The 24,452-nt window shown below is 67.2% G+C and carries 19 protein-coding genes and 1 pseudogene; 10 read left to right on the top strand and 10 right to left on the bottom strand.

Annotated elements, in window-relative coordinates; translation table 11 throughout:
- Window positions 1-245 precede the first annotated feature (245 nt).
- The 5 genes and pseudogenes from BSE24067_RS05370 (at window position 246) to BSE24067_RS05350 (ending at window position 4,236) form a co-directional block, all read left to right on the top strand.
- Window positions 246-722, top strand: a complete 477-nt coding sequence (locus BSE24067_RS05370) for a universal stress protein (protein WP_151067188.1) — start codon at window positions 246-248, stop codon at window positions 720-722.
- 13 nt (window positions 723-735) lie between these two features.
- On the top strand, window positions 736-927 hold the full coding sequence (locus tag BSE24067_RS05365; protein WP_151067187.1) for a DUF2964 family protein: 192 nt from the start codon (window positions 736-738) through the stop codon (window positions 925-927).
- A gap of 235 nt (window positions 928-1,162) precedes the next feature.
- Complete coding sequence (locus tag BSE24067_RS05360; RefSeq protein WP_151067186.1) at window positions 1,163-2,899, top strand: site-specific integrase; 1,737 nt, start codon at window positions 1,163-1,165, stop codon at window positions 2,897-2,899.
- Between the two features lie 91 nt (window positions 2,900-2,990).
- Window positions 2,991-3,229: pseudogene (locus BSE24067_RS05355) on the top strand (TfoX/Sxy family protein).
- Window positions 3,230-3,315: 86 nt separating this feature from the next.
- Window positions 3,316-4,236 carry a hypothetical protein gene (locus tag BSE24067_RS05350; protein WP_151067185.1) on the top strand — a complete coding sequence of 307 codons (921 nt, stop codon included), beginning with the start codon at window positions 3,316-3,318 and terminating at the stop codon, window positions 4,234-4,236.
- A gap of 31 nt (window positions 4,237-4,267) precedes the next feature.
- Here BSE24067_RS05350 and BSE24067_RS05345 read toward each other — a convergent pair whose 3' ends face one another.
- Window positions 4,268-5,419, bottom strand: coding sequence for a branched-chain amino acid ABC transporter substrate-binding protein (locus tag BSE24067_RS05345; RefSeq protein ID WP_151067184.1), 1,152 nt, complete (start codon window positions 5,417-5,419; stop codon window positions 4,268-4,270).
- A 37-nt stretch (window positions 5,420-5,456) separates the two neighbouring features.
- The gene (locus BSE24067_RS05340) at window positions 5,457-6,686 is read right to left on the bottom strand and encodes an NAD(P)/FAD-dependent oxidoreductase (RefSeq protein WP_151067183.1); all 1,230 of its coding nucleotides are present in this window, start codon (window positions 6,684-6,686) and stop codon (window positions 5,457-5,459) included.
- A gap of 232 nt (window positions 6,687-6,918) precedes the next feature.
- Between BSE24067_RS05340 and BSE24067_RS05335 the strand changes: the two genes are divergently transcribed.
- Complete coding sequence (locus tag BSE24067_RS05335; protein WP_151067182.1) at window positions 6,919-8,331, top strand: aminotransferase-like domain-containing protein; 1,413 nt, start codon at window positions 6,919-6,921, stop codon at window positions 8,329-8,331.
- 656 nt (window positions 8,332-8,987) lie between these two features.
- Window positions 8,988-10,412 (top strand): aminotransferase-like domain-containing protein, encoded by a 1,425-nt coding sequence (locus tag BSE24067_RS05330; RefSeq protein ID WP_174904705.1) that lies wholly within the window; start codon window positions 8,988-8,990, stop codon window positions 10,410-10,412.
- 96 nt (window positions 10,413-10,508) lie between these two features.
- Here the strand turns inward: BSE24067_RS05330 and BSE24067_RS05325 are convergent, their stop codons facing one another.
- The 3 genes from BSE24067_RS05325 to acnB all read right to left on the bottom strand — a co-directional run bounded on the left by BSE24067_RS05325 (window position 10,509) and on the right by acnB (window position 15,444).
- A complete protein-coding gene (locus BSE24067_RS05325; protein ID WP_151068409.1) occupies window positions 10,509-11,990 on the bottom strand; it encodes an MFS transporter in 1,482 nt (493 codons plus the stop codon).
- Window positions 11,991-12,037: 47 nt separating this feature from the next.
- Window positions 12,038-12,634 (bottom strand): TetR/AcrR family transcriptional regulator, encoded by a 597-nt coding sequence (locus BSE24067_RS05320; protein WP_151068410.1) that lies wholly within the window; start codon window positions 12,632-12,634, stop codon window positions 12,038-12,040.
- A 224-nt stretch (window positions 12,635-12,858) separates the two neighbouring features.
- On the bottom strand, window positions 12,859-15,444 hold the full coding sequence (acnB, locus tag BSE24067_RS05315; protein WP_151068411.1) for a bifunctional aconitate hydratase 2/2-methylisocitrate dehydratase: 2,586 nt from the start codon (window positions 15,442-15,444) through the stop codon (window positions 12,859-12,861).
- Between the two features lie 410 nt (window positions 15,445-15,854).
- Between acnB and BSE24067_RS05310 the strand changes: the two genes are divergently transcribed.
- Complete coding sequence (locus BSE24067_RS05310) at window positions 15,855-17,129, top strand: glycosyltransferase family 87 protein (RefSeq protein ID WP_151068412.1); 1,275 nt, start codon at window positions 15,855-15,857, stop codon at window positions 17,127-17,129.
- A gap of 131 nt (window positions 17,130-17,260) precedes the next feature.
- On the opposite strand, the gene BSE24067_RS05305 is transcribed toward BSE24067_RS05310, so the two are convergent.
- The 5 genes from BSE24067_RS05305 to fdhD all read right to left on the bottom strand — a co-directional run bounded on the left by BSE24067_RS05305 (window position 17,261) and on the right by fdhD (window position 21,573).
- Entirely contained in the window at window positions 17,261-17,518 is a 258-nt protein-coding gene (locus tag BSE24067_RS05305; RefSeq protein ID WP_151068413.1) for a MoaD/ThiS family protein, read from the bottom strand.
- A 50-nt stretch (window positions 17,519-17,568) separates the two neighbouring features.
- Entirely contained in the window at window positions 17,569-18,132 is a 564-nt protein-coding gene (locus tag BSE24067_RS05300; protein ID WP_151068414.1) for a molybdenum cofactor biosynthesis protein MoaE, read from the bottom strand.
- 45 nt (window positions 18,133-18,177) lie between these two features.
- The gene (gene moaA / locus BSE24067_RS05295) at window positions 18,178-19,299 is read right to left on the bottom strand and encodes a GTP 3',8-cyclase MoaA (RefSeq protein ID WP_151068415.1); all 1,122 of its coding nucleotides are present in this window, start codon (window positions 19,297-19,299) and stop codon (window positions 18,178-18,180) included.
- Between the two features lie 190 nt (window positions 19,300-19,489).
- The gene (locus BSE24067_RS05290) at window positions 19,490-20,704 is read right to left on the bottom strand and encodes a molybdopterin molybdotransferase MoeA (protein ID WP_151068416.1); all 1,215 of its coding nucleotides are present in this window, start codon (window positions 20,702-20,704) and stop codon (window positions 19,490-19,492) included.
- The gene (gene fdhD / locus BSE24067_RS05285; RefSeq protein ID WP_174904704.1) at window positions 20,704-21,573 is read right to left on the bottom strand and encodes a formate dehydrogenase accessory sulfurtransferase FdhD; all 870 of its coding nucleotides are present in this window, start codon (window positions 21,571-21,573) and stop codon (window positions 20,704-20,706) included. The genes BSE24067_RS05290 and fdhD overlap by 1 nt, the downstream gene beginning before the upstream one ends.
- A 403-nt stretch (window positions 21,574-21,976) precedes the next feature.
- Between fdhD and BSE24067_RS05280 the strand changes: the two genes are divergently transcribed.
- The gene (locus BSE24067_RS05280; protein ID WP_151067368.1) at window positions 21,977-23,377 is read left to right on the top strand and encodes a cytochrome ubiquinol oxidase subunit I; all 1,401 of its coding nucleotides are present in this window, start codon (window positions 21,977-21,979) and stop codon (window positions 23,375-23,377) included.
- Between the two features lie 3 nt (window positions 23,378-23,380).
- Entirely contained in the window at window positions 23,381-24,388 is a 1,008-nt protein-coding gene (cydB, locus tag BSE24067_RS05275; RefSeq protein WP_151067367.1) for a cytochrome d ubiquinol oxidase subunit II, read from the top strand.
- Window positions 24,389-24,452: the final 64 nt, after the last annotated feature.

Here is a 24,452-nt window from a genome sequence, read left to right as displayed (position 1 = left end):
CCGGCAAAAAAAGGGGCCGGACGAAGGTCGTCAATCTGATGATAGCGCCTTCGGCGGGTCGCGCGCTCGGGTCGCGTCCGGTGCCGGGCGCGCGCGGCTTCGGCTGCGCCGCGCGGCGCTTTGCCGCACCGCCGGTTTCCGGCGAACCTTGACCGCCGTCAAGCTTGCAGGTGCGCCATCTGCCGATGATGGTGACATGGCCGCGCGCGCTACCGCGTGCGGCCGCTCACCCCAGCGAGGTTCACATGTACGAGAAGATCATGGTGGCCGTCGACGGCAGCGCGTCGTCGAAGCAGGCGCTCGACGAGGCATTGAAGGTCGCGCTCGCATTCGGCGCGCACGTCAGCGCGGTGTATGTGGTCGACAAGTCGGTGCTGTTTACGTATGCGGGCCGTTTCGACCCGGCCGCACTGGTCGACGAAATCCGCGACGACGGCCGCAAGGTGCTGCTCGACGCCGAACGGGCCATCGCGCTGGCCGGCGCGCAAGGCGAAGGCGAACTCGTCGACACCGAGAGCATCGGCGAGGACATCGCCGAACGCCTGCAGCGCTACGTCAAGGAGCGCGAAATCGATCTCGCGGTGGTAGGCACGCACGGGCGGCGCGGGATCCAGCGCGTGCTGCTCGGCAGCGTTGCCGAGCGTTTCATGCGTGGATCGACCTGCCCGGTGCTGCTGATTCGCGGTGACGATGCCGCCGTGCCGGCATCCGCGGCGGCCTGACGCGGCGCGCACGATGATACGTCGACAATCGAGGATCGTCGTCGCGGCGATCGCCGTATTCGTATCGCTCGCGGGGATGATGGCCGTCGTGACCGGGCTGCTGTTCGACGAATCGACCGCGCTGCATGGTGGTGCGATCGCGTTGATCCTTGGTGTGGCGGCCTTCGTCGTGATGCTCAATCCTGGGCCGAAACGCGACGGGTGAGCGGACGCTTCGCCGTTTCCTGAGCGAGGGCGACGCTGAGCGTCGTCGGTCCGCCGGCGCGCCGCTTCGGTTCTTCTCTCGCCGCTTCCGGCGCGTTCGCGTCGCCCGCGATCGACCGGCATCTTGCGTCGTGCCGATACCGTATTCCGCACCACGGCACCTTCGGCGTCGCGCGGCGTTCTTTCCGCGGCCGCACCCGTTTTCGGCCGCGTCGGGTTCTGTCAAACTGGCGCCCATGACATCGCGCCACGCCTTACCGCCTTCCTCCGATCCCGCGCCCGCACCCGCAGGCTTTCCCGACGCCGACGAACTGGCCGCGCTGCGTGCGTGGTACGCGGGCATGACCGTGCGCCAGGCCGTCGAACGCTACCTGCCCGACCGGCTCGGCGACGGGCGTTCCGCGCGCGGCGTGATCGGCGGGATCCGGCGGCGCCTCGTGCGCGTCGCGCGGCAGGCCGGACGGCCCGATCTCGCCGAGCAACTCGGTCATGCCGACAGCGAGTGCATGCAGATCGCGAAAGCGGCGGCCGATGCAATCGGCCAGCTGCGCCATGCGCGCGCGCCGGTGCCGCAGATCAGCGACGACGTCGGCCTGTGGCTGCCGGCGCGCGCGGTCGTCGCACTGCGTGCGCATGGAATCGCGACGCTTGCCGATCTGACCGTGCGGATTCCGCGCCGGCGTCAGTGGTGGCGCGCGATTGCCGGGCTCGGCGTCGCGGGCGCACGGCACATCGAGGCGTTCTTTTCCGCGCATCCGGAGCTGACCGAGCGGGCGCGCGTGCTGATCGCGGCGACGCCGCGCAGCGGCATCGTGCCGTGGGAACGACTGAAGCTGCCGCACGAAGTCGACGGCTCGGCCGGCACGTTCCGCGCGCCGCGCGCCACCTGCACGCTCGATGCGGACAACGATTACACGGCCGTGCATGCTTGGCTGTCGCTGCACGAATCGGCCGCGACGCGACGTGCATACCGGAAGGAGGCCGAGCGGCTGATTCTGTGGGCGATCGTCGAACGCGGGCGTGCGCTGTCGTCGCTGACGACGGAGGACGCGGTCGCGTATCGCGCGTTCCTGCGCAACCCGACGCCGCACGAACGCTGGGTCGGCCCCGTGCGGCCGCGCGGCGCGCCGGACTGGCGGCCATTTTCGGGCGGGTTGTCCGCGCGTTCGGCCGCGTACGCGTTGTCGGTGCTCGGCGCGTTGTTCCGCTGGCTGATCGAGCAGCGCTACCTGCTCGCGAATCCGTTCGCGGGCGTGAAGGTGCGCGATACGCGCGGCGCGACCGCACTCGATACGTCGCATGCGTTCACCGAAGGCGAGTGGCTGCTGGTCCGCACGATCGCCGACGGGCTCGAGTTCGGCAGGCGCGCGGCGGACGGTGCGCCGCAGTCGGGCTGGACGCCCGCTGCGGCGCAACGATTGCGCTTCATTCTCGATTTCGGCTATGCGACCGGGCTGCGCGCGAGCGAACTGGTCGGCGCGACGCTTGGCGATGTCGAAACGGACGCGCACGGCGACGTGTGGCTGAAGGTGATCGGCAAGGGCCGCAAGGCCGCCCGGGTCGCGTTGCCGCCGCTGGCGCGCACGGCGCTCGATCGCTATCTCGTCGCGCGCCGGCTGCCGGTCACGCCTGCGCGCTGGCGGCCCGATACGCCGCTGATTCCGAGCCTCGCGGAAGATGACGCGGCCGCGATCACGAGCGTGCGGCTGTGGAAGGTGATGCAGCGTTTCTTCGCGCAGACGGCCGACGCCGTCGAAGCCGACAACCCGGCGCTCGCGCACAAGCTGCGCCGGGCGAGCCCGCACTGGATGCGGCATACGCACGCGACGCATGCGCTGGCGCGCGGCGCCGAGCTGACGACCGTGCGCGACAACCTGCGGCATGCGTCGATCTCGACGACGTCGATCTATCTGCACGGCGACGACGTGAAGCGGGCGCGGCAGATGTCGAGTGCGTTCGGCATCGACAAATGAGTTGACCGGCGCGGCATCGGCGCAGGTCACACGATGTTTCGATCCCGGAGATTCGTATGGCGTCGAGCCGAGCCAGAGCACGGTCGATTTCATCGTCGAGCAGATCGCGGCGGCCGGATGGTCGCGCTCGTCCGCGACGACCGGCTGTGCATCAAGCCGACGCCCGAAGGCCGCGCGTATCTCGGCGCGTGCGGCGAAGCCCCGCCGTATCCGCGCGCGAAGCCGCACCTCGTCATCGCCGGCAAGCGGTGGGACGATCGCGAATGGCTGCCGACGCTGGTCCGGATCACCGCCGCGCAATTGCCGCTGCCGGTGAGGCGCGGCCGGTGACGATCGCGCCGCATGCCATGCCGCGCGGCGGGCAGGCGTATTCTGTGACACATGCGCGCGACCGGCGCGCGCCAGGGAGTACGAACATGGAGACATCCGCACCTTCGCGCGGCGCGCAGCTCGCGCGTCGCACCTGGCACGCGCTCGTCGTGTGCCTGTGTGTGGGCTGGAGCGCACTGTCGTTCGGCGCGGACGGCGCGAGCGGCGCGGCCGCGCTGCTGGACCGCTATCGCAGCCTCGGCGAGCAACTGAAGAACAATCCGTTCCACCGTCCGCTGTACCTCGAATCGTCCGAGGCATCTTCATCGCTGAAGGGCGATATCTATGCGGTCGTCGACTACCCGTTCTCCGTCGTGAACGGCAAGCTCAACGATCCGGCGCAAGGCCCCGCGAACTGGTGCGCGGTGCTGATCCTGCACTTGAACACGAAGTACTGTCACGCGTCGGCCGGCAGCGACGGCCCGGTGCTCGACGTGAACGTCGGCCGCAAGATCGAGCAGAAACTGTCGGATACCTACCGCGTGCAGTTCCGTTATCGCGTGGCCGCCGCGACGCCGGACTATTTCCAGGTCGACCTGACCGCCGACAGCGGCCCGATGGGCACGAAGGACTACCGGATCGCACTGGAGGCCGTGCCGGTGGGCGCGTCGCGCACGTTCCTGCATCTGACGTATTCGTATGGTTTCGGCACGGTCGGCCGGATGGCGATGAAGACCTACCTCGCGACGGTCGGCAGCGACAAGGTCGGGTTCACCGTCACGAGCGGCGCATCGACCGCGCAGCCGCAGTACGTCGGCGGCGTGCGCGGATTGCTGGAGCGCAACACGATGCGCTATTACCTCGCGATCGACACGTATCTGGCGACGCTCGACAAGCCGCTCGATCAGCGCCTCGCGCGCTGGTTCGATGCGACCGAGCAGTATCCGCAGCAATTGCACGAGGTCGAGCGTGGCGCGTATCTGCAGATGAAGGCGCAGGAAGTGCAGCGGCAGCAGACGGCGCGATGACGCCGCCTGCTGCCGGGCTGCCCGGCGCCGATCAGTTCGACGCGCCGCCGACCGTGCGAATGCTGTGCCACTGTCCCTGTTCGACGCGGAACAACGTGTAGGGCGGCTTGATCAGATCGCCGCGTTCGTCGAACGAAATCTTCCCCGTCACGCCGGTGACGGACACGCCCGCGAGGCTCGCGACGATCTTGCCGCGGTCGGCCGCATCCGCCTTGCGGATCGCCGCGATCATCGCGAGCGCCGCGTCGTACGCGAACGGCGCATACAACTCGACGTCCTGGTTGAAGCGCGCCTTGTAGCGCTGTGCGAACGCGATCGCGGACGGCAGCTTGTCGAGCGCGGGGCCCGGCTCGAGATCCTGCGTGCCTTCGCCCGCGTTGCCGGCGATCTTCACGAACGCATTGCTCTTCAGCGCGCCGGCGCCGAACAGCTGCGCGCGAATGCCGAGCGAGCGCATCTGCTTCACCAGCATCGCGCCCTGTTCGTCGAGGCCGCCGAAGAACAGCAGGTCGACGTTGTTGCTCTTCAGCGTCGTCAGGATCCCGCGGAAATCGACCGCCTTGTCGTTCGTGTATTCGCGGGCGACGATGCTGCCGTGCGCGTCCTTCACGCCTTTCTCGAACGCATCCGCGAGACCCTGGCCGAATGCGGTGCGGTCGTCGATGATGCCGATCCGCTTCGCCTTCAGCTGCTCGACCGCGAAGCGTCCGGCGACCACGCCGCCGACGCCGTCGTGCCCCATCGTGCGGAACACGTTCTTGAAGCCCTGCATCGTCAGTTGCGGATTGGTCGAGCCGGGCGTGATCATCGCGACGTTCGCCTGCTTGTAGACGGCCGACGCGGGGATGCTGCAGCCCGAGTTGTAGTGCCCGATCACGCCGATCACGCCATCGTCGACGAGCTTCTGCGCGACCTGGATCGCGATGCGCGGATCGGCCTGGTCGTCCTGAACGTCGAGCACGAAGCGCACCGGCTTGCCGCCGACGGTCGGATGTTTCGCGTTCTCCTCGTCGAGCGCGAGCTGCGCGCCGTATTGCAGATCCTTGCCGACGCGCGCGACCGGCCCCGTCAGCGGGCCGGCGAAGCCGATCTTGATGGTTTCCGGCTCCGCGGCCTGCGCGGACGCAGTGGCCGTGCCGATCGAGCAGACGGCCAGCCAAGCCAGCCAGTTACGACGATTCATGATGCCTCCTTGCAGGGATGAAAGATTCGGTACGCATTCAGAAGCGCGTGGCCCGATAGGGTGCGAGGTCGAGCGGCGGCGCGCGCCGCGCGACGAGATCGGCGACGATCCGCCCGGTGACGCCGGCGAGCGTGACGCCCAGATGCTGGTGGCCGAATGCGTGGATCACGCGCTCGCTGTGTCGGGCGCGTCCGATCACCGGCACGCCGTCCGGCAGCGTCGGCCGGAAGCCGAGCCAGCTGCGCGTCGGCGTGCCGAGCGACGGCAGCGCTTCGCGTGCGGAACGTGTGAGCAGCGCGATCAGCGATCGGTTCATGCCGGCGTCGAAGCCGCCGAGCTCGACGGTGCCGGCCGCGCGCAATCCTTCGTCGAGCGGCGTCATGTAGAAACCGCGTTCGGCCCAGCCGACCGGTCGCGTGACGATCGGCTCGTGCGTACCGAACTGCACGTGATAGCCGCGCTCGGTGTCGAGCGGCACCGCGTCGCCGCACGCCGCGGCGAATGCGCGCGAGCGCGCACCGGCGGCAATGACCACGTGATCGAAGCGGCGCACCGTGCGCCCCGCATGCAGGTTCACGCCGTCGCCGGCAGGCTCGATCCGTTCGACCTGCGTGCGTTCGAGCGTCGCGCCATGCGTTGCCAGATGCGCGAACAGTTCAGCGAGAAACCCGCACGGATCGGAGAAATGCCAACTGCCATGGAACAGCACGCCGCGCGTGAAGATCGGCGCGAGCGCAGGCTCGAGCCGGCGAATCGCGCTCGCGTCGAGCGTGTCGAACGGCACGCCGAGCCGGCGTCGCAGCGCAAGCGACGGCTGCGCCGCGTCGAACGACGCCTGCCTTGCGTACAGATACAAACACTCGCGCGGCCGCACGTACGCGGCGAGCCGCGACGACGCGAGCAGCGGCGCATAGCCGTCTGCGGCGCGCGACAGCAGCGCGTCCAGCGCCGTGGCGCTGCGCAGGTGACGCGCGGACGTCGACGCGGCGAGGAACCGCGCGAGCCACGGGGTGCCGCGCAGCAGATACGGCCAGCGGATTCGCAGCGGGCTGTCCGAGGCGAACAGGAAGTGCGGGATGTCGCGGAACACGGACGGGCCGTTGACGGGCACGCAGCCATACGGCGCAAACGTCGCGGCGTTGCCGAACGACGCGCCGTGGCCGACGCCCGCCGGGTCGAACAACGTGACGCGATGGCCGTCGCGCTGCAGCCATGCCGCTGCGCCGAGCCCGATGAAGCCTGCACCCACGATGGCGACGTTCGCCATGACCGTTCTCCGTCCGTCACACACGATTCACACAAAGACGGGATCAAGAATCACACAGTAAATTTTTGTGTGCAATCAAAAAACAATTGTGTGGCGCTAGCGTTTACCCGATTTCAACTGGCTGATTCAATAGACTTTTCGGCTGATGTTTGAGCGGAACGGGATGTCATATACAATCGCCGGGCAGGCCAAAACGGCAGACAAACGATTTTTGTGTGGGTACAGGCGATAGATGGCAGCAGACAAACTTTCCGGCGAGCGCGATAACGGTGCACCGGCGCCGGCGAAGCGGCCGACCTATATCGAGGTATCGAGCTCGATCGAAGCGGAAATCCGCAACGGCATCTACCCGCCGGGCAGCCGCCTGCCGCCGCAGCGCCAGCTCGCGACGGAACTCGGCATCAACGTGTCGACGGTGTCGCGTGCCTACAAGGAGCTGCAACTGCGCGGCCTCGTGATCGGCAGCAAGCGGCGCGGCTCGCTCGTCACCGGCGGCGCGATGCCCAGCATCGAGCCCGCCCGTGCGTCGCTCGCGGCCGGCAACGGCGTGATCGACCTGACGGTGAACCGGCCCGCGACCGGCGAGTTTCTCGCGAGCCTCGCGCAGACGTTCGGCGCGCTGCCGGCCGATCCGCGCTTCGCGTCGCTGCAGGAATACCAGCCGCCGCAGGGGCCCGAGTGGGCGCGCGCGGCGGGCGCGCAGTGGCTCGCCGCGCCCGGCTTCGCGCCGTCGCGCGACCAGGTGGTCGTCACGAGCGGTGCGCAGCACGGGCTTTACGCGGTGCTGAACAGCCTGATCGGCACCGACGGCGTGATCGTCGCCGATCGGCTCACGTATTACGGGCTGAAGGCGCTCGCGCCGGTGTTTCAGTTCGAGATCGTCAGCGCGCCGGCCGACGACGACGGCCTGCTGCCCGACGAGATCGAGCGGATCTGCGAGCGCATGCCCGTGAAGGCCATCTTCGTCGTGCCGAACCTGCAGAACCCGACCGTGACGACGATGAGTCTCGCGCGCCGCATGGCGCTCGTCGACATCGCGCGCCGCCATCACGTGACGATCATCGAGGACGACGTGTACGGACCGCTCGTGCGCGACCGGTTGCCGGCGATCGCGGGATTGTGTCCCGAACTCACGTTCCATATCGGCGCGACGTCGAAGATTCTTGCGCCGGGGCTGCGCCTCGGCTACCTGAGTTGCCCGCGCGACAGCGTCGCGCTGTGTGCGGAAGCCGTGCGCACCACCGCATGGATGCCCGCGCCGACGTCGATGCTGATCGCGACGATGTGGATCGAGAACGGCACCGCCGAGCAGATCATGGGCGCGCAGCTCGCCGAGATCCGGGCGCGCGTCGATCTTGCTCGGGAACTGCTGCCGGCCGGCCAGTTGAAAGCGGACCCCGCGTGCATGTTCGTGTGGCTGCGGCTGCCGCCGCCGTGGCGTGCCGACGACTTCGCCGCGAACGCGAAGGCACGCGGTGTGATCGTTATGCCGTCGTCGACGTTCGCGGTCGATCGCGCGGAAATCGAGCACGGCGTGCGCATCAACCTCGCTTGTCCGGCCACGCGCGACGAACTCGTGAACGGGCTGCGGATTCTGGCCGGCACGCTGAAGGACCGGCCGCGGGCGCTGTTCGGTTCGATCTGACGCGCGCTGTTTGCGTCGGGTTCTCCTGTCCGGCAGGGCCAGCACTCATCAGCGCTCACATCCGCCGATTGGCGCGCCCGAGCGCCGTGTTCCATCGAACTGCGTCGGCGTGCGATGACCCGTCTCCGCCCAGGCGCGCGATGCAGCGCGATCGCGTGCGAGTTCAACGCGGCGGTACATGCATATCGCGCCTGCCATCGTGCTGAAGTCGGGCCGCGCGATCGCCTCCCTGGGCCGCCGTATCGTTTCGGCGCCATTCTGCTGCGGACGCGAATCGCGCACTGAAGCGCCACCACCACGCGCTCACCACGCGCCGCCCGATCATCCGGTACCGGTCCGCCGACCCCATTCTTAAGACGTACAGTTCGCCGGAGCGCTCGAATTCGCGCCGAACTGTACTCTTGTGTGCATATCCGATGTGTGTACTTCGCCCAAACTGTTCTGCTTTTAAGATTCCATCATCAAGTGCACAGTGCCGCGCGCCCCGACATCACGGGGCGCTCGGCGCATCTTTAAAAGCGAGCCACTGCGATGGAAAAGGCAAAACCGGAGGGAGCAATCAGGCGTCACGACGGCCCGGTCGAGGGCCGGAACGCGCGCGAGTCGGACGTGCCCGGAGCGGCGGCGCGCATGCGCGAGCCGGCGGGGAGCGCGCGATGAAGCTCTATGAAAAACTCGCGGACGACATCGAGCGCCTGATCCGGCAGGGCGTCTACCGGCACGGCGACCGGATTCCGTCGGTGCGGCAGGCGAGCCAGCAGCACCGGATCAGCATCACGACCGTGCTGCACGCGTATCTGCTGCTCGAAAGCCGCGGGCTGCTGGAGAGCCGGCCGCAGTCGGGCTACTTCGTGAACCTGCGGCACGACGATAACCACGCGCCGGTGCGCGAGTTGCGGCCGTCGAAGCCGATCGCGATCTCGTCGTCGGTCGACATGAGCCGGCTCGTGCTGTCGACGCTGCGCTCGATCGGCGCGGACGACGCGGTGCCGCTCGGCTCGCCGTATCCGGACCCGAGCCTGTTCCCGTTCGAAAAGCTGAACCGCTACGCGTATGCCGCCGGCCGCAACAAGTCGCTGTGGGGCGTGACGGACGGGCTGCCGCCCGGCCATCCGCGGCTGATTCGTCAGATCGCGCGGCGCTACCTGGAGAACGGGATGTCGGTGGATCCGAACGAGATCATCGTGACGGTGGGCGCGACCGAGGCGATCAACCTGTGCCTGCAGGCGGTTGCGAAACCGGGCGACACGATCGCGGTGGAGTCGCCGACGTTCTACGCGATGCTGCACGCGATCGAGCGAATGGGGATGAAGGCGATCGAAGTGGCCACGCACCCGGAATACGGGATCGACATCGCGGCGCTGGCCGCGATCGCGAAGTCGCAGCCGATCGCCGCGTGCATGGTGATGCCGAACTTCCAGAACCCGCTCGGCTTCCAGATGCCGGACGAGCGCAAGCGTGAACTGGTCGAATTCGCGACGCGGGTCGACATGCCGATCATCGAAAACGGTGTGTATAACGAACTGTATTTCGGCGATTCGCACCCGAGCACGCTGAAGTCCCATGACCCCAACGGGATCGTGCTGCACTGCGCGTCGTTCTCGAAGAGCCTGACGGCCGCCTACCGGATCGGCTGGGCGTTGCCGGGCCGCTATCGCGAACAGGTCGAGAAGCTGAAGTTCCTGAATACGCTGGCGACGCCGTCGCTGCCGCAGCTCGCGATCGCCGAGTTCCTCGAACGCGACGGCTACGAGCATCATCTGCGGCGGATTCGCAAGGCGTACGCGCAGCAGGCGAACCTGATGCGCGCGATGGTGTCGCGGTTCTTCCCGGAGGGCACGCGCATCTCGAGCCCGGCGGGCGGTTACGTGCTGTGGGTCGAGTTGCCGCCGATGGTCGATGCGATGCGCCTGTATCAGCTCGCGCTGGAGCAGGGGATCACGATCGGCCCCGGCTACATGTTCTCGATCACCGACAACTACCGGAACTTCATCCGGTTGAACTACAGCAGCCCTTGGTCGCCGGAGATCGAGCAGGCAGTGATTGCGGTGGGCAAGCTCGCGGCTTCGTGCATGCGGTAACGCGCGCGTCGGCTCGCGCAGCTGGCGCTGCAGGCTGACGGAGCAAGTGGTTTTCATGCGGCGGGGCGCGCGAACGGTTTCACGTCACGGCCGGCATCACGGCCCGTTGCGTTCGGTGCCGAACGTCGTTCTGGTATGGGAACTGACGGCGGGGCGCCCCGCCGTTGTCCGGCCGAGCGAGATGCCCAATCCCGCGCCGATGCTCAGGAAGAACGCGATACCGAGAATCGCGACGATGAACGCATGCGCAATCGCGGCGGAATCCTGGCGCGGGCCGAGGACCGTATAGAAAATTCCGCCGATGATCGCGACGCTGAGCGACGTGCTGACCTGCAGCGTCGAACTGGCGATGCCGGCGATCATGCCCGACAGCGCCGGTGCGACGCGGCCTGTGACCATTCGCATCAGCGTCGGCAGCGCGAGCCCTTGCCCGAAACCGATGACGAACAGGGCGGCGGTAAGCGGGATCGCAGCGAGCGGCATGCCGAGCGGCGTCGCGGCGATCAATCCGGCCAGACCGACGAGGCCGGCGACCTCGAGGCCCATGCCGAACGGATTGACGTACGTGCCGAGGACGCGCGACCAGTACGGAGTCGACAAGGGCCCGAGCAGAAAGCCCACGCCGAACGGCAGGAACACGAGGCCCGTGCTCAGCGCATCGACGTGCAATGCGCTTTGCAGATAGATCGAAAACAGCAGGAAGAACGCGCCGATCGAGTACAGCAACAGCGCGATCAGCAGCGCTCGGCCCAGCCCGGGCGCGCGCAGCGCGGCCGGATCGAGCAGCGGGGCGCCGCCGCTGCGGGCGAGCCGGCTCTCGTAGCGCCAGAAGAACCATCCGAGCGCCGGTACCGCCGTCAACGACAGCCAGGCCGATGCCGGCCAGCCTGCGTCGCGCCCTTCGATCAACGGCACGACCAGCGCGCCCAGCGTTGCCATCGACAGCGCCGTGCCGCCGAGATCGAGCTTGCGTGCATGCTGCGCGCGCGTTTCCTTCAGCAGCGGGATACCGAACAGCATGACCAGGATCGCCAGCGGCAGGTTGACGAGGAAGATCGTCCGCCAGCCGAGGCCCAGCAGATTCAGCGAAATCAGAATGCCGCCGAGCGCTTGCCCGACGACCGCGGCGAGGCCGAAGACCGCGCCGTACAGGCTGAGCGCGAGCGGCTTTTCCGATTCGGGGAAGATCGCCTGGATCGACGCGAGCGCCTGCGGCGCCATGACCGCCGCCGTCAGCCCCTGCAAGGCGCGGCCCACGATGAGTGTCCACGGCGAACTCGCGAGGCCGCACAGCACCGATGCCGTCGCGAATCCGATCAGCCCGAGAAAGAACATGCGTCCGCGCCCGAACAGGTCTCCGAGCCGCCCGCCGGTAATCAGCGTCACGGCGTACAGGCCCGCGTACGACGAGATGACGAACTGCTCGGCCGAAGCCGACGCGCCCAATTCCGTCCGGATCGACGGCAGCGCGACATTGACGATGAAGAAGTCCAGCGGAGGCAGGAATGCGCCGACGAGCAGGACCGAGAACATTGCCCAGCGGCGCGGGTCGGGCGAGACGGAATCGTTTCGGGTCATGAGCAAGCCTCCATATGGGACCAATCAGTTCCAAATTGGTCAAAAAATTAATCGAGAATGCGCATCGTGTTGTCGACGAGCGCGAGCATGTCCGCCTCCGGCACGCCGGTTTTGCCCAGCACGCGCATTCCCTCGATCTGACAGACCAGAAAACGTGCAAGCGCCTGTTCGTCGCGTTCGGCAATTTCGCCGCTCGCTTGCCCGCGCACGATCGCGCCGGCATAAAGCTGCTGCAAACGCCGGAACATGCGGGCCGTGCGCTCCGCGACATCCGGATCGCGGGCCGCCATTTCAGTGGTCATCGCGACCACGAGGCAGCCGCGCCGGCCGGCCTCGCCGACGGAAAGACGCGCATAGCGCAGCAGCGAATCGCGGATCGCGTCCTTCACCGCGCCCGGCTGCGACAGGATGTCGGCGGTTGCCTTGAGCCCGTCGGCCATATACAGGTCGAGCGCCGCCAGCAGCAGCCCTTTCTTGTCTCCGAACGCCTTGTAGAGGCTGCCGCGCGACAAGCCGGTGCCGGCGATCAGATCCGGCAGCGATGCACCTTCGTAGCCGCGGTCCCAGAAGACTTGCATCGCGTCGCGCGCGGCGTCGTCCAGCTCGAATTCGCGCGGACGTCCAAGACCGGTCGGATGTGCCATCGATGAGATCTCCTGCAATTTGGCTTCATTATATGGACCGATCAGTTCCTATGTCAACGTGTCGATCCGATCGGGGAGGGGATGACAGGCCTTCTGTCGATCCTGCGGGCGACCATCCCTCGATCGAACCGGGATGGGCAAAAAAAAGCGCCGCAGGCATTCAGCCCGCGGCGCCATTTCGTGTCGCTACGACGGGCGCGGCCCGCCGCAGCGCGACAGCATGCTTAGATCTGCACGGTGTCGGCGACTTCCTTGAAGTCTTCGATCTGGTCGAAGTTCATGTACTGGTAGATCTTGTCGCCGTTCGCGGTGAGCACGCCCATGTCGGCCATGTATTCTTCCTTGGTCGGGATCTTGCCCAGACGCGAGCAGATCGCCGCCAGTTCCGCCGAGCCGAGATACACGTTCGTGTTCTTGCCCAGACGGTTCGGGAAGTTGCGGGTCGACGTCGACATCACCGTCGCGCCTTCGCGCACCTGTGCCTGATTACCCATGCACAGCGAGCAGCCCGGCATTTCGGTGCGCGCGCCGGCCGTGCCGAACACGCCGTAGTGGCCTTCTTCCGTCAACTGCTTCTGGTCCATCTTGGTCGGCGGCGCGACCCACAGCTTGACCGGAATGTCGCGCTTGCCTTCCAGCAGCTTCGATGCGGCACGGAAGTGACCGATGTTGGTCATGCACGAGCCGATGAACACTTCGTCGATCTTCGCGCCTGCGACGTCGGACAGCGTCTTCACGTCGTCCGGGTCGTTCGGGCATGCAACGATCGGCTCGTGGATGTCGGCGAGGTCGATCTCGATGACGGCTGCGTATTCGGCGTCGGCATCGGGCGCGAGCAGTTGCGGGTCGGCCAGCCACTGTTCCATCGCCGCGATACGGCGCTGCAGGCTGCGCGGATCCTGGTAGCCCTGCGCGATCATCCACTTGAGCAGCGTGATGTTGCTGTTCAGGTATTCGATGATCGGTTCCTTGTTCAGACGCACCGTGCAACCGGCGGCCGAACGCTCCGCCGACGCATCCGACAGCTCGAACGCCTGCTCGACCTTCAGGTCGGGAAGGCCTTCGATTTCGAGGATGCGGCCCGAGAAGATGTTCTTCTTGCCTTGCTTCGCGACCGTCAGCATGCCTTGCTTGATCGCGTACAGCGGAATCGCGTTGACGAGGTCGCGCAGCGTGACGCCCGGCTGCATCTTGCCCTTGAAGCGGACCAGCACCGATTCCGGCATGTCGAGCGGCATCGTGCCGGTGGCGGCCGCGAACGCGACCAGGCCCGAGCCTGCCGGGAAGCTGATGCCGATCGGGAAGCGCGTGTGCGAGTCGCCGCCGGTGCCGACGGTGTCGGGCAGCAGCATGCGGTTCAGCCACGAGTGGATCACGCCGTCGCCCGGACGCAGCGCGATGCCGCCGCGCGTGCTGATGAAGTTCGGCAGCGTCTGGTGCGTCTTCACGTCGACCGGCTTCGGATACGCGGCGGTGTGGCAGAACGACTGCATCACCAGGTCGGCCGAGAAGCCGAGGCACGCGAGGTCCTTCAGTTCGTCGCGGGTCATCGGGCCCGTCGTGTCCTGCGAGCCGACCGACGTCATCTTCGGTTCGCAGTACGTGCCCGGGCGCACGCCCTGGCCTTCCGGCAGACCGCACGCGCGGCCGACCATCTTCTGCGCGAGCGAGAAGCCCTTGCCGCTGTCGGCCGGCTGGTGCGGCAGGCGGAACAGCGTCGACGGCGGCAGGCCGAGCGCTTCACGCGCCTTCGCAGTCAGGCCGCGGCCGATGATCAGCGGAATGCGGCCGCCGGCGCGCACTTCGTCGAACAGCACGTCGGACTTCACCTGGAATTCGGCGATGACCTTGCCGTCTTTCAGCGCCTTGCCTTCGTACGGGCGCAGTTCGACCACGTCGCCCATGTTCATCTGCGACACGTCGAGTTCGATCGGCAGCGCGCCGGCATCTTCCATCGTGTTGTAGAAGATCGGGGCGATCTTGCCGCCCAGGCACACGCCGCCGAAGCGCTTGTTCGGGACGAACGGGATGTCTTCGCCGGTGAACCACAGCACCGAGTTGGTGGCCGACTTGCGCGAGGAGCCGGTGCCGACCACGTCGCCCACGTACGCGACCAGGTGACCCTTTTCCTTCAGCGATTCGATGAACTTGACCGGGCCGCGCTTGCCGTCTTCTTCCGGCGTGATGCCCGGCCGGGCGTTCTTCAGCATCGCGAGCGCGTGCATCGGGATGTCCGGGCGGGTGGTGGCGTCCGGCGCCGGCGACAGGTCGTCGGTGTTGGTTTCGCCCGTCACCTTGAACACGGTGATGGTCAGGCTTTCCGGCACTTCCGGACGGCTCGTGAACCATTCGGCATCGGCCCAGCTCTGCAGCACGGCCTTCGCGTGCCCGTTGCCCTTGTCGGCGAGTTCCTTCACGTCGTGGAACTGGTCGAACATCAGCAGGGTTTTCTTCAGCGCGTCGGCAGCCACCGCGGCGACGGCTTCGTCGGACAGCAGCTCGATCAGCGGCTGGATGTTGTAGCCGCCGAGCATCGTGCCGAGGAGCTCGGTCGCGCGTTCGCGCGAGATCAGCGGGCAGGCCGTCTCGCCCTTTGCGACGGCCGCCAGGAAGCCGGCCTTCACGCGAGCGGCTTCGTCGACGCCGGCCGGGACGCGATGGGTGATCAGGTCGAGCAGCGTCTGCTCTTCGCCTGCGGGCGGGTTCGTCAGCAGTTCCACCAGTTCGGCGGTTTGCTGGGCCGTCAGCGGCAGGGGGGGAATACCGAGCGCGGCGCGGGCGGCCACGTGAGCACGAAAGTTTTCAAGCATGGGGGGACCTGCTGAGATTGCGTTTCAGGGGAAGGGCTTTCCAGGCACGCCGAAGCTGCTGTTCCGGACACTGCTTCACTGCTTTCGACGGGATTCTAATCGCAATATGGTCAGGCGTCAAATGTCTTATGTCTTATATAAGAGTTGGCTCGCGTGCACGGATTTGCACGCTCGACATGGCGAGTAGCCGCGACGGATGGCGGAAGCGGCGCGTTCGGACTTCGCGACGTGAAAAACGGCGCGCCGTCAGCTGACGTCGCCCATCGCGCGGTCGTCGGGCGCGCCGATCGCGCGTTGGCGAGATGACGTCGGCGGTATGCGCGTCCGTCCGGTTTCCTGCGGGAACACGATAGCTTGTTGCCGCGATTTGGCCGATGGCAGAATGCGCGAAAACACCCGCCGAGAAAACGATGCCAATAGCAACCGATCCGGCAGTCGACCGGTCGTCGGCCCCGCGTCAGCGGCGGTTGACCCGGGAAAGAGTCGTTCTTTACAGCGCCGCACTATTGGCTTACCAGCTCATTCTCATCGGAACGTGGGCTGTATCGCACTGGGTGTTGCATATCCGCGGCGTTCCGCCGCTGGGCCTCGATTTCCGCGTGTACTGGAGTGCTTCTTACGTGTCGCTGCATAGCGGCGCGATCCACGCGTTCGATCCGCGGCAGTTGTTCGCCGTACAAGCCGCATTGCTACCCGATATTCCGCTGGAACGCATGTACGCGCCGTGGGTTTATCCGCCGACGTTTCAACTGTTGATCTATCCGCTGGCGCTGCTGCCGTACCTTGCATCGTATTTGCTGTTCGTGTGCATCGGTATCGCTGGTACGGTGGCCGCGTGCGCGCCGGCGGTGAGAAAGGGCGCGCTGCCGTGGATTCCGGTCGTGGCCTTTCCGGGCATCTGGGTCGCCGCGGTGTGCGGCCAAAACTCGCTTCTCACGTTGGCGCTCGCGGCCGGCGCGTTGGGACTGCTCGAGCGTCGCCCGGTGCTGGCCGGCGTGTGTGCCGGCATGCTGGTGATCAAACCGCAACTGGCGGTGCTCGTTCCGTTGATGCTGGTGTGTGGCCGGCACTTTCGCGCATTCGGCGCAATGGCCGTGACAGGTGTCCTGTTTTGCGCCGTAAGCGAACTCGTATTCGGACTGCCGCTCTGGCTCAGGTTCTTCGACGCGCTGTCATGGTTCAACACGTCCATCGTGCAGCATGGCGCGGGCGGTATCTGGAGTGCGATGCCGACCACGTTCGCGATCGCGCGACGACTGGGAGCAAGCTTGCCGGCCGCTTACGCATTCCATGGCGCGGTCGCGGTGCCGGCTGTGGTGGCGACGGCGATCCTGTGGCGGCGCAGGGTCCGCATCGAGGTGCGCTCAGCCGCGCTCATCGTGACGACGTTGCTCGCCCAGCCGTACCTTGTTTACTACGATCTGGCGTGGTTGATCTTGCCGATCGTTTATCTCGGCGTCGACGCCAAAACGCACCGTCCATGGAGCCGCGTCGAGTGCGTGGTCATCGTGCTGGTGTGGTTGCTGCCGATGCTGTCGTTCCTGGCCGTCTTCAGGCCGTCGCTCGGACAATGGGGAACCATCCTGTTGCCGATATTGCTGATCGTCGTGCTGCGCCGCGCTTCACGTTCGCGATCGCTTGATTCGGCCTCCCGAGATCCGATCGGACAACCGCTCCCGTCATGAACGGCACCGGGCAGACGACGAAAGCGTTGCCGTCGCGATCGCTGGTGTCGGGCGTTCCCTGTGGGCCTCCGCGATGCGGAATGCATCTTCCCGCCGACACCAGCGGTTGCCGGCACGGCCGCGCTCGCCCGTCACCCGCCCGTCACCGGCGGAAAGAACGCCACCTCGCTGTCCTCCCGCACGACGAACCCGCCGGTCACCATCTCCAGATTCACGGCCGCCCGCACCGGCCGGTCCATCCGAAGCGCTTCCGCGCTGCGCGCGTCGCGCGCGGCGAGCGTGCCGCGCAACGCGTCGACGGTGAGTTCGTGCGCATCGATGTCGACGACTTCCTCGTCGATGTCCAGTTGCTCGCGAATGCTCGCAAAGTATTTGATCGTCAGTTTCATTACGTTATCCAGAGCGAAATCGCGGGAATCGAAGCGGCATGGCCGGACGTTCAACCCCAGCGCCGCATCGCCTGATCGTCATGCGCCTTCGGCTCGACCCACCCGGCCACGCCGTCGTGCCGGATTTCCTTCTTCCAGAACGGCGCATGCGTCTTCAGGAAATCCATGATGAACTCGCAGGCATCGAACGCGGCTGCGCGATGCGCGGCAGCCACCACGACGATCACGACCGGGTGGCCGAGCGGAATGCGCCCGACACGGTGCACGATCCTGATCGCTTCGAGCCGCCAGCGCGCGCTCGCTTCCTCGACGATGCTCCACAGTGCCTGCTCGGTCATCGTCGGATAGTGCTCGACTTCGAGTGCGACCACGTCGTCGACGTCCCCTTCGTTGCGCACGACGCCGAGGAAATTCACGACCGCGCCGACATTCGGATTGCGAACGATCGGCGCGATCTCCGCGCCGGCGTCGATCGCCGCATACTGCACGCGCACCTCGAAGCCGGCCGCGATCGCGGGCGGCGGCTCCGCATGCGGATCGGACGGTTCGGAATGTGCGCGTCCGTGCGACGGATCGTCGGGGAGCGCGGCACGGGATTCGGTGAAACTCGTCATGACGGTTCTCCAGTAAGCGGTGCGCGCCGCTTCGCGCGGCAGCCGTCAGCCGCCGACGAGCGACATGCGCACGGTCGGATAGGTCTTGCCGGAGGGCCGGGCCGCACGCGAGGCCCGCCGCTCGGAATAGCGGTCGTCCCGTCGTGTCCAGCGCGCGCGCACGACGTCGGCAAGATGGTCGATCGATGCATCGTCGTCGAGCCATGGCCGAAGATCGGTGCCCTGCGTCGCGAACAGGCACGTATAGAGCTGACCGTCGGCCGACACGCGGGCGCGCGAACACGTGCCGCAGAACGGATGCGACACGCTCGCGATGAAACCGACTTCACCCGCGCCGTCGATGTGCCGGCAGCGGATCGCGGTGGCGTCGTGCCCCGGCTCGCCGACGAGCACGAGCGGATAGCTCGCTTCGATGCGTTCGCGCATCTGCGCGGCCGACACGACCTTGTCGCTCGCCCACGCGCTCGCGCCGCCGACGTCCATGTATTCGATGAAGCGCACGGCCACGCCGCTGTGACGGAAGTGCCGCACGAGCGGCAGGATCTGGTCGTCGTTCGCGCCGCGCTCGATCACCGCATTGACCTTCACGGGCGCGAGCCCGACTGCGTGCGCGGCCTCGATCCCGGCCAGCACGCGGGCGACGGGCACGTCCGCATCGCTCATCCGGCGAAACACCGCATCGTCGATCGCATCGAGGCTCACGGTCACGCGCGACAGGCCCGCGTCGCGCAGCGACCGTGCCTTCGCGGCAAGCAGCGAACCGTTGGTCGTCAGCGCGAGTTCGACGGGCTTGCCGCCGACGGTCGTCAACGCCGCGAGCCGTTCGATCAGCGCTTCGAGATTGCGGCGCAGCAGCGGCTCGCCGCCGGTCAGGCGAATCTTCTCGACGCCGAGCGACACGAACGCGCGCGCGACGTTCTCGAGCTGCGCGAACGACAGCCGCTCGGAGGACGGCATGAACGCATAGTCGTGGCCGAAGCTGTCGCGCGGCATGCAATAGCCGCAGCGGAAATTGCATTGGTCGATGACGGATAGCCGCAGATCGCGCAGCGGCCGCGCGAGCGTGTCGAGCGGGCGGGAGAAGGTGCCGGGCGATGCGCCGCCGGTCGAGACGGCGGCCGGCGCGGCTGAAGCGATGGCATTCACGATCGGTTCGTCTGCCTGCATGAAGTGAGCGGAGCGGCGTCGCCGATCGGCCGCGTGTGCGCCGACACATCGGCACCCAGGCCGCGGCGAGCCTCATCGTGAGCATAGTCCGCCGGATTTTGCCGGCAGAGACACAATCCCGGCTGAAATGCAGGAATACAGTTCAGCCTCGTGCGGGCACGAAAGTTGGGCGTCGCGCGCATGGCGGTGCTCACGCGAGCCACTGCGCGAATTCGTAGTACGGCACCGCGTCGCCGCGCGCGATGCGCCGGCCGGCCGGCAGCCGCGCGAGCCCGCTCGCCTGCATCAGCGATTGCAGCGTGCCGGCGCCTTGCTGACGCAGCGTGTCGAGGACGGGCGCACCGTTCGCGTCGATGGTGCGGCGCACGCGCAGGAACCGTTCTCGCTGCGCATCCGGCTCGACGTCGATATCGATCGGCAGCGCCGGCACGGCCGGCAGACAGTCGTCGCGGCCCTGCAGGCAGCGGATCAGCGGCGCGACGAACAGCGCGAATGCGATCGACGCGGCGCCGGGATTGCCGGGCAGCAGCACGACGGGCCGCTCGTCCAGCCGCGCGAGCGCGACGGGCTTGCCAGGCTTCATCCGCACGCCCGCCACCACGAACGATGCGCCGAGCGCGGCCAGCGCGGGGCGCAGCAGGTCCTTGTCGCCGACCGATGCGCCGCCGACGCAGACGACCAGATCGCAGCGCGCGGCCATCGCACGCAGCGCCCGGTCGACAGCGGCCGGCGTGTCGGCTGCATGCTCGTGCGCCGCGACGCCCGCTCCGGTTTCCGACACCAGCGCGGCGAGCATCGGCGCATTGCTGTTGTAGATCTGCTGCGGCGCACGAGGCTGGCCGCACGGCACGAGCTCGTCGCCGGTGGTCAGGATGCCGACCCGCAGCGGCGGCCGTACGTCGATGTGCGCGCAACCTTGCGCGGCCGCGACACCGACGTGCATCGCACCGAGCCGCACGCCGGCCGGCATCAGCAAGTCGCCCGCGCGCACTTCCTCGCCGCGGCGGCGGATATGCGATCCGCTGCGTTGCGGCGCATCGAATGCGACCCAGCCGTCGTGCTCATGCGCATGCTCCTGCATCACGACGGTATCGGCGCCGGGCGGAATCACGCTGCCGGTAAAGATCCGCGCGGCGGTGCGCGGCGCGAGCGGCGACGGCGCGTCGCCCGCGTAGCAGCGCTGCGCGACGCGCAGCGGCTCGCCGTGCGCGAGGTCGGCGTGACGCACTGCGTAGCCGTCCATCGCGCTCTGGTCGGCCGGCGGCTGATCGAGCACGGCAGCCAGCGGCGCGGCCAGCACGTGGCCCACCGCCTGCGCGACTGGAACGGAGATCGCCGCTTGCAGCGGCACGAACGCACCGGCGAACTGCCGTTGCGCGGTATCGAAATCGGACAGGGGTTTCATCAGGCGGTGAGCGCATGCGGTTGCGCATGCACCGGTTCGGTGATCGGAAGTGCGTCGGGCGACACGTATTCGACGAAGCCGTCGTTGCGGCAGAAGCCGAGCAGCCGCACGCCGGCTTCGCGGGCGACGTCGATCGCGAGCGACGTCGGCGCCGAGATCGTCGCGATCATCGGGATGCCGACGCGTGCGGCCTTGCGCACGAGTTCGTAGCTCGCGCGGCTCGACAGGAACACGAAGCCCGCGTGCAGATCGATGCGGCGCCGCGCGAGCCGGCCGATCAGCTTGTCGAGCGCGTTGTGGCGGCCGACGTCCTCGAACACTTCGAGCACGGCGCCGTCGCGGTCGCACCACGCGGCTGCATGAATGCCGCCGGTCGCGCGCATCAGCGGCTGTCGCTCCGGCAACGCGCGGGCGGCGCGCGCGACGGCGTCGGCGCCGATCGCGGCCGCCGCGCCCGCGGCCGCGATGCGCGGCGGATGCAGGTCGAGCTGTGCAATGCTTTCCATTCCGCACACGCCGCAGCCCGTGCGGCCAGCCAGCGCGCGCCGGTGCGCCTTCAGCGCCATGAACGCCTGCTGCGACACGGTCAGCCGTACTTCGGCGCTGCCGGGCCGGCATTCGCTTTCGATGTCGAAGACGTCCGACGCGCGCTCGACGATTCCTTCGCTCAGTGCGAAGCCGAGGCCGAACGCGTCGAGGTCGATCGGCGTCGCCATCATCACCGTGTGCGCGATGCCGTTGAACACGAGTGCAACCGGTGTTTCGTCGACCAGACGATCGACCATGCGCTGCGCTTCACCGGCGCGATGACGCGTGACGTCACATGCGCGGCTGCCGGCCGGATCGTCACGGCGGTCGGTGGGCTCCATGCGAGTTTCTCCAGGGGATCGGCGGCGCGGGCGCCGAGGTTGGAACGGATTCTGCGGGGGCCAGGCGTGGTGTCGCGCTCGCCCGGCCGGGGCAGGCTACGAGCCGATGGTACGGGCGGCCGGACGCGCCGCGGATACACAGCGTTGCTGCATGGAAAGCAGTACAGCTGACGGCCGCCGGGCCTCGAAACGGATTTTCCGTGCACACATCTCCGGCGCCCGGGAAAGCACAGTTTCAACGCACGTTCGCGCGATTGCGAGTATCGTTCGAAACGCGATATCGTCATTCACGCTTCGTTGCCGTGCACTGCGATCCATCGATGTTTGCACGTGCCGTCGCGAAGCCGTCGCGCGATTTCCTGCTTCGAGCTGACGTCCTCACAACCACGAGCAAATTACGGTCATGGAAATCTTCGATGCGTTCCATCTCGCACGATTGCAGTTCGCGTTCACGGTGTCGTTCCACATCGTGTTTCCGGCGATCAGCATCGGCATGGCGAGCTTCCTGGCGGTGCTGGAATGGCGTTATCTCGTCACCGGCGACGCGGCCTACAAATCGATGTTCCAGTTCTGGTCGAAGATCTTCGCGATCGGCTTCGGGATGGGCGTGGTCTCCGGCGTCGTGATGGCCTACGAGTTCGGCACGAACTGGGCCGGCTTCTCGCGCGTCGCGGGCAACATCACGGGCCCGCTGCTCACTTACGAAGTTCTGACGGCTTTCTTCCTCGAAGCCGGCTTCCTCGGCGTGATGCTGTTCGGCTGGCAGCGCGTGAGCCCGCGCGCGCACTTCTTCGCGACGCTGATGGTCGCAGTCGGCACGCTGATCTCGACGTTCTGGATCCTCGCGTCGAACAGCTTCATGCAGACGCCGCAGGGCTACAAGATCGAGAACGGCCTCGTCGTGCCCGTCGACTGGTTCAAGGTCATCTTCAACCCGTCGTTCCCGTATCGCCTCGCGCACATGACGATCGCCGCGTTCATCGTCGCGGGCTTCATCGTCGCCGCGTGCGGTGCGTGGCACCTGCTGAACGGGCGCCGCGACGAACCCGTGAAGCGCAGCTTCTCGATGGCGTTGTGGATGCTGCTGCTGCTCGCGCCGATCCAGATCGTCGTCGGCGATGCGCACGGGCTGAACACGCGCGAATACCAGCCGGCGAAGATCGCGGCGATCGAGGGGCTGTGGGAAACCGAGAAGGGCGGCACCGCGCTGAACCTGGTCGGGCTGCCCGACATGCAGGCCGAGACGACGCGCTATGCGATCCAGGTGCCGCACCTCGGCAGCCTGATCCTCACGCACAGCTGGGACGGCGAGATTCGCGGGCTGAAGGAATTCCCGCCGCAGGATCGTCCGTATTCGCCGATCGTGTTCTGGACCTTCCGGATCATGGCCGGCCTCGGGATGCTGATGCTGCTCACCGCGTTGCTTGGCCTGCTGCTGAGAAGGGGCGGACGCCTGTACGAAACGCGCTGGTTCCAGTGGTTCGTCGTGTGCATGGGGCCGTCGGGGATCGTCGCGCTGCTGGCCGGCTGGATCACGACCGAGGTCGGCCGGCAGCCCTGGACCGTGTACGGCGTGCTGCGCACCGTCGATTCCGTCGCGCCGCTCAGCGCGCAACAGGTCGGCGTGTCGCTGCTGATCTTCGTGGTCGTGTATTTCCTCGTGTTCGGAACGGGTGTCTATTACATGCTGAAACTGATGAAGCGCGGGCCGGCCGCGCATGCCGGATATATCGAACTGCACCGGCACCCGGGGCTGCGCAACAGCGCGCTGTCCACGCCGCTGAACGTCACCGAAGCGGAGTAAGCCATGCACATCGATCTTCCTGTCGTGTGGGCCGCGATCATCGGCCTCGGCGTGTTCATCTACGTGATGCTGGACGGTTTCGATCTCGGCATCGGCCTGCTGTTTCCGTTCTTCGACGCGAAGGCCGAGCGCGAAGTGATGCTGAACACCGTCGCGCCGGTATGGGACGGCAACGAAACGTTTCTCGTGCTCGGCGGCGCGGGGCTGTACGGCGCGTTCCCGGTCGTCTATTCGACGCTGCTGCCGGCGAACTACCTGCCGCTGATCCTGATGGTGATCGGACTGATCTTCCGCGGCGCGGCGTTCGAGTTGCGCGCGAAGGCGAACCGCACGCAGCATCTGTGGGATCTCGCGTTCATCGGCGGCTCAGCGCTTGCCGCGTTCTGCCAGGGGATCACGCTCGGTTCGCTGCTGCAGGGCATCCGGATCGTGAACAACCAGTTCGCGGGCGGGCCGTTCGACTGGCTGTCGCCGTTCAGCCTGTTCTGCGGGATCGGCGTGCTCGTCACCTATGCGGCGCTCGGTTGCGGCTGGCTGATCCTGAAGGTCGACGGCGAGTTGCAGCGCAAGATGCGCCTGTTGATGAAGCCGCTCACCGGCGTGCTGCTCGCGGTGATGGCCGTGGTCAGCCTGTGGACCGTGATCGGGCTGCCGGCCGTCGCGCACCGCTGGTTCGGCAGCGGCAACCTCGGGTGGTTCCTGCCGGTGCCGGTCCTCGTCGTCGCGTGCGTGTGGGGTATCTTCCACACGGTGAAGCGCGAGCACGAAGCGACGCCGTTCCTGCTTACGCTCGCGCTCGTGTTCCTCGGCTACACCGGGCTCGTGATCAGCATCTGGCCGAACATCGTGCCGCCGTCGCTGACGATCTGGGACGCATCGTCGAGCCATTCGAGCCAACTGTTCGCGCTCGTCGGCACCGTGATCGTGCTGCCGATCATCCTCGTGTACAACGCGATGCAGTATCGCGTGTTCCGCGGCAAGGTGCGCGAGGGCGACGCCGGCTATCACTGAACGGCGCATCCGGTGACGAACGGCGCGGTGCGCGAGCGTATCATCACGCGCACACGCGGCGCTT

The sequence above is a fragment of the Burkholderia latens genome, from assembly GCF_902499045.1.
Taxonomy (GTDB): Bacteria; Pseudomonadota; Gammaproteobacteria; order Burkholderiales; family Burkholderiaceae; genus Burkholderia; species Burkholderia latens.
This window is presented reverse-complemented; position numbering and strand designations above follow the sequence as displayed.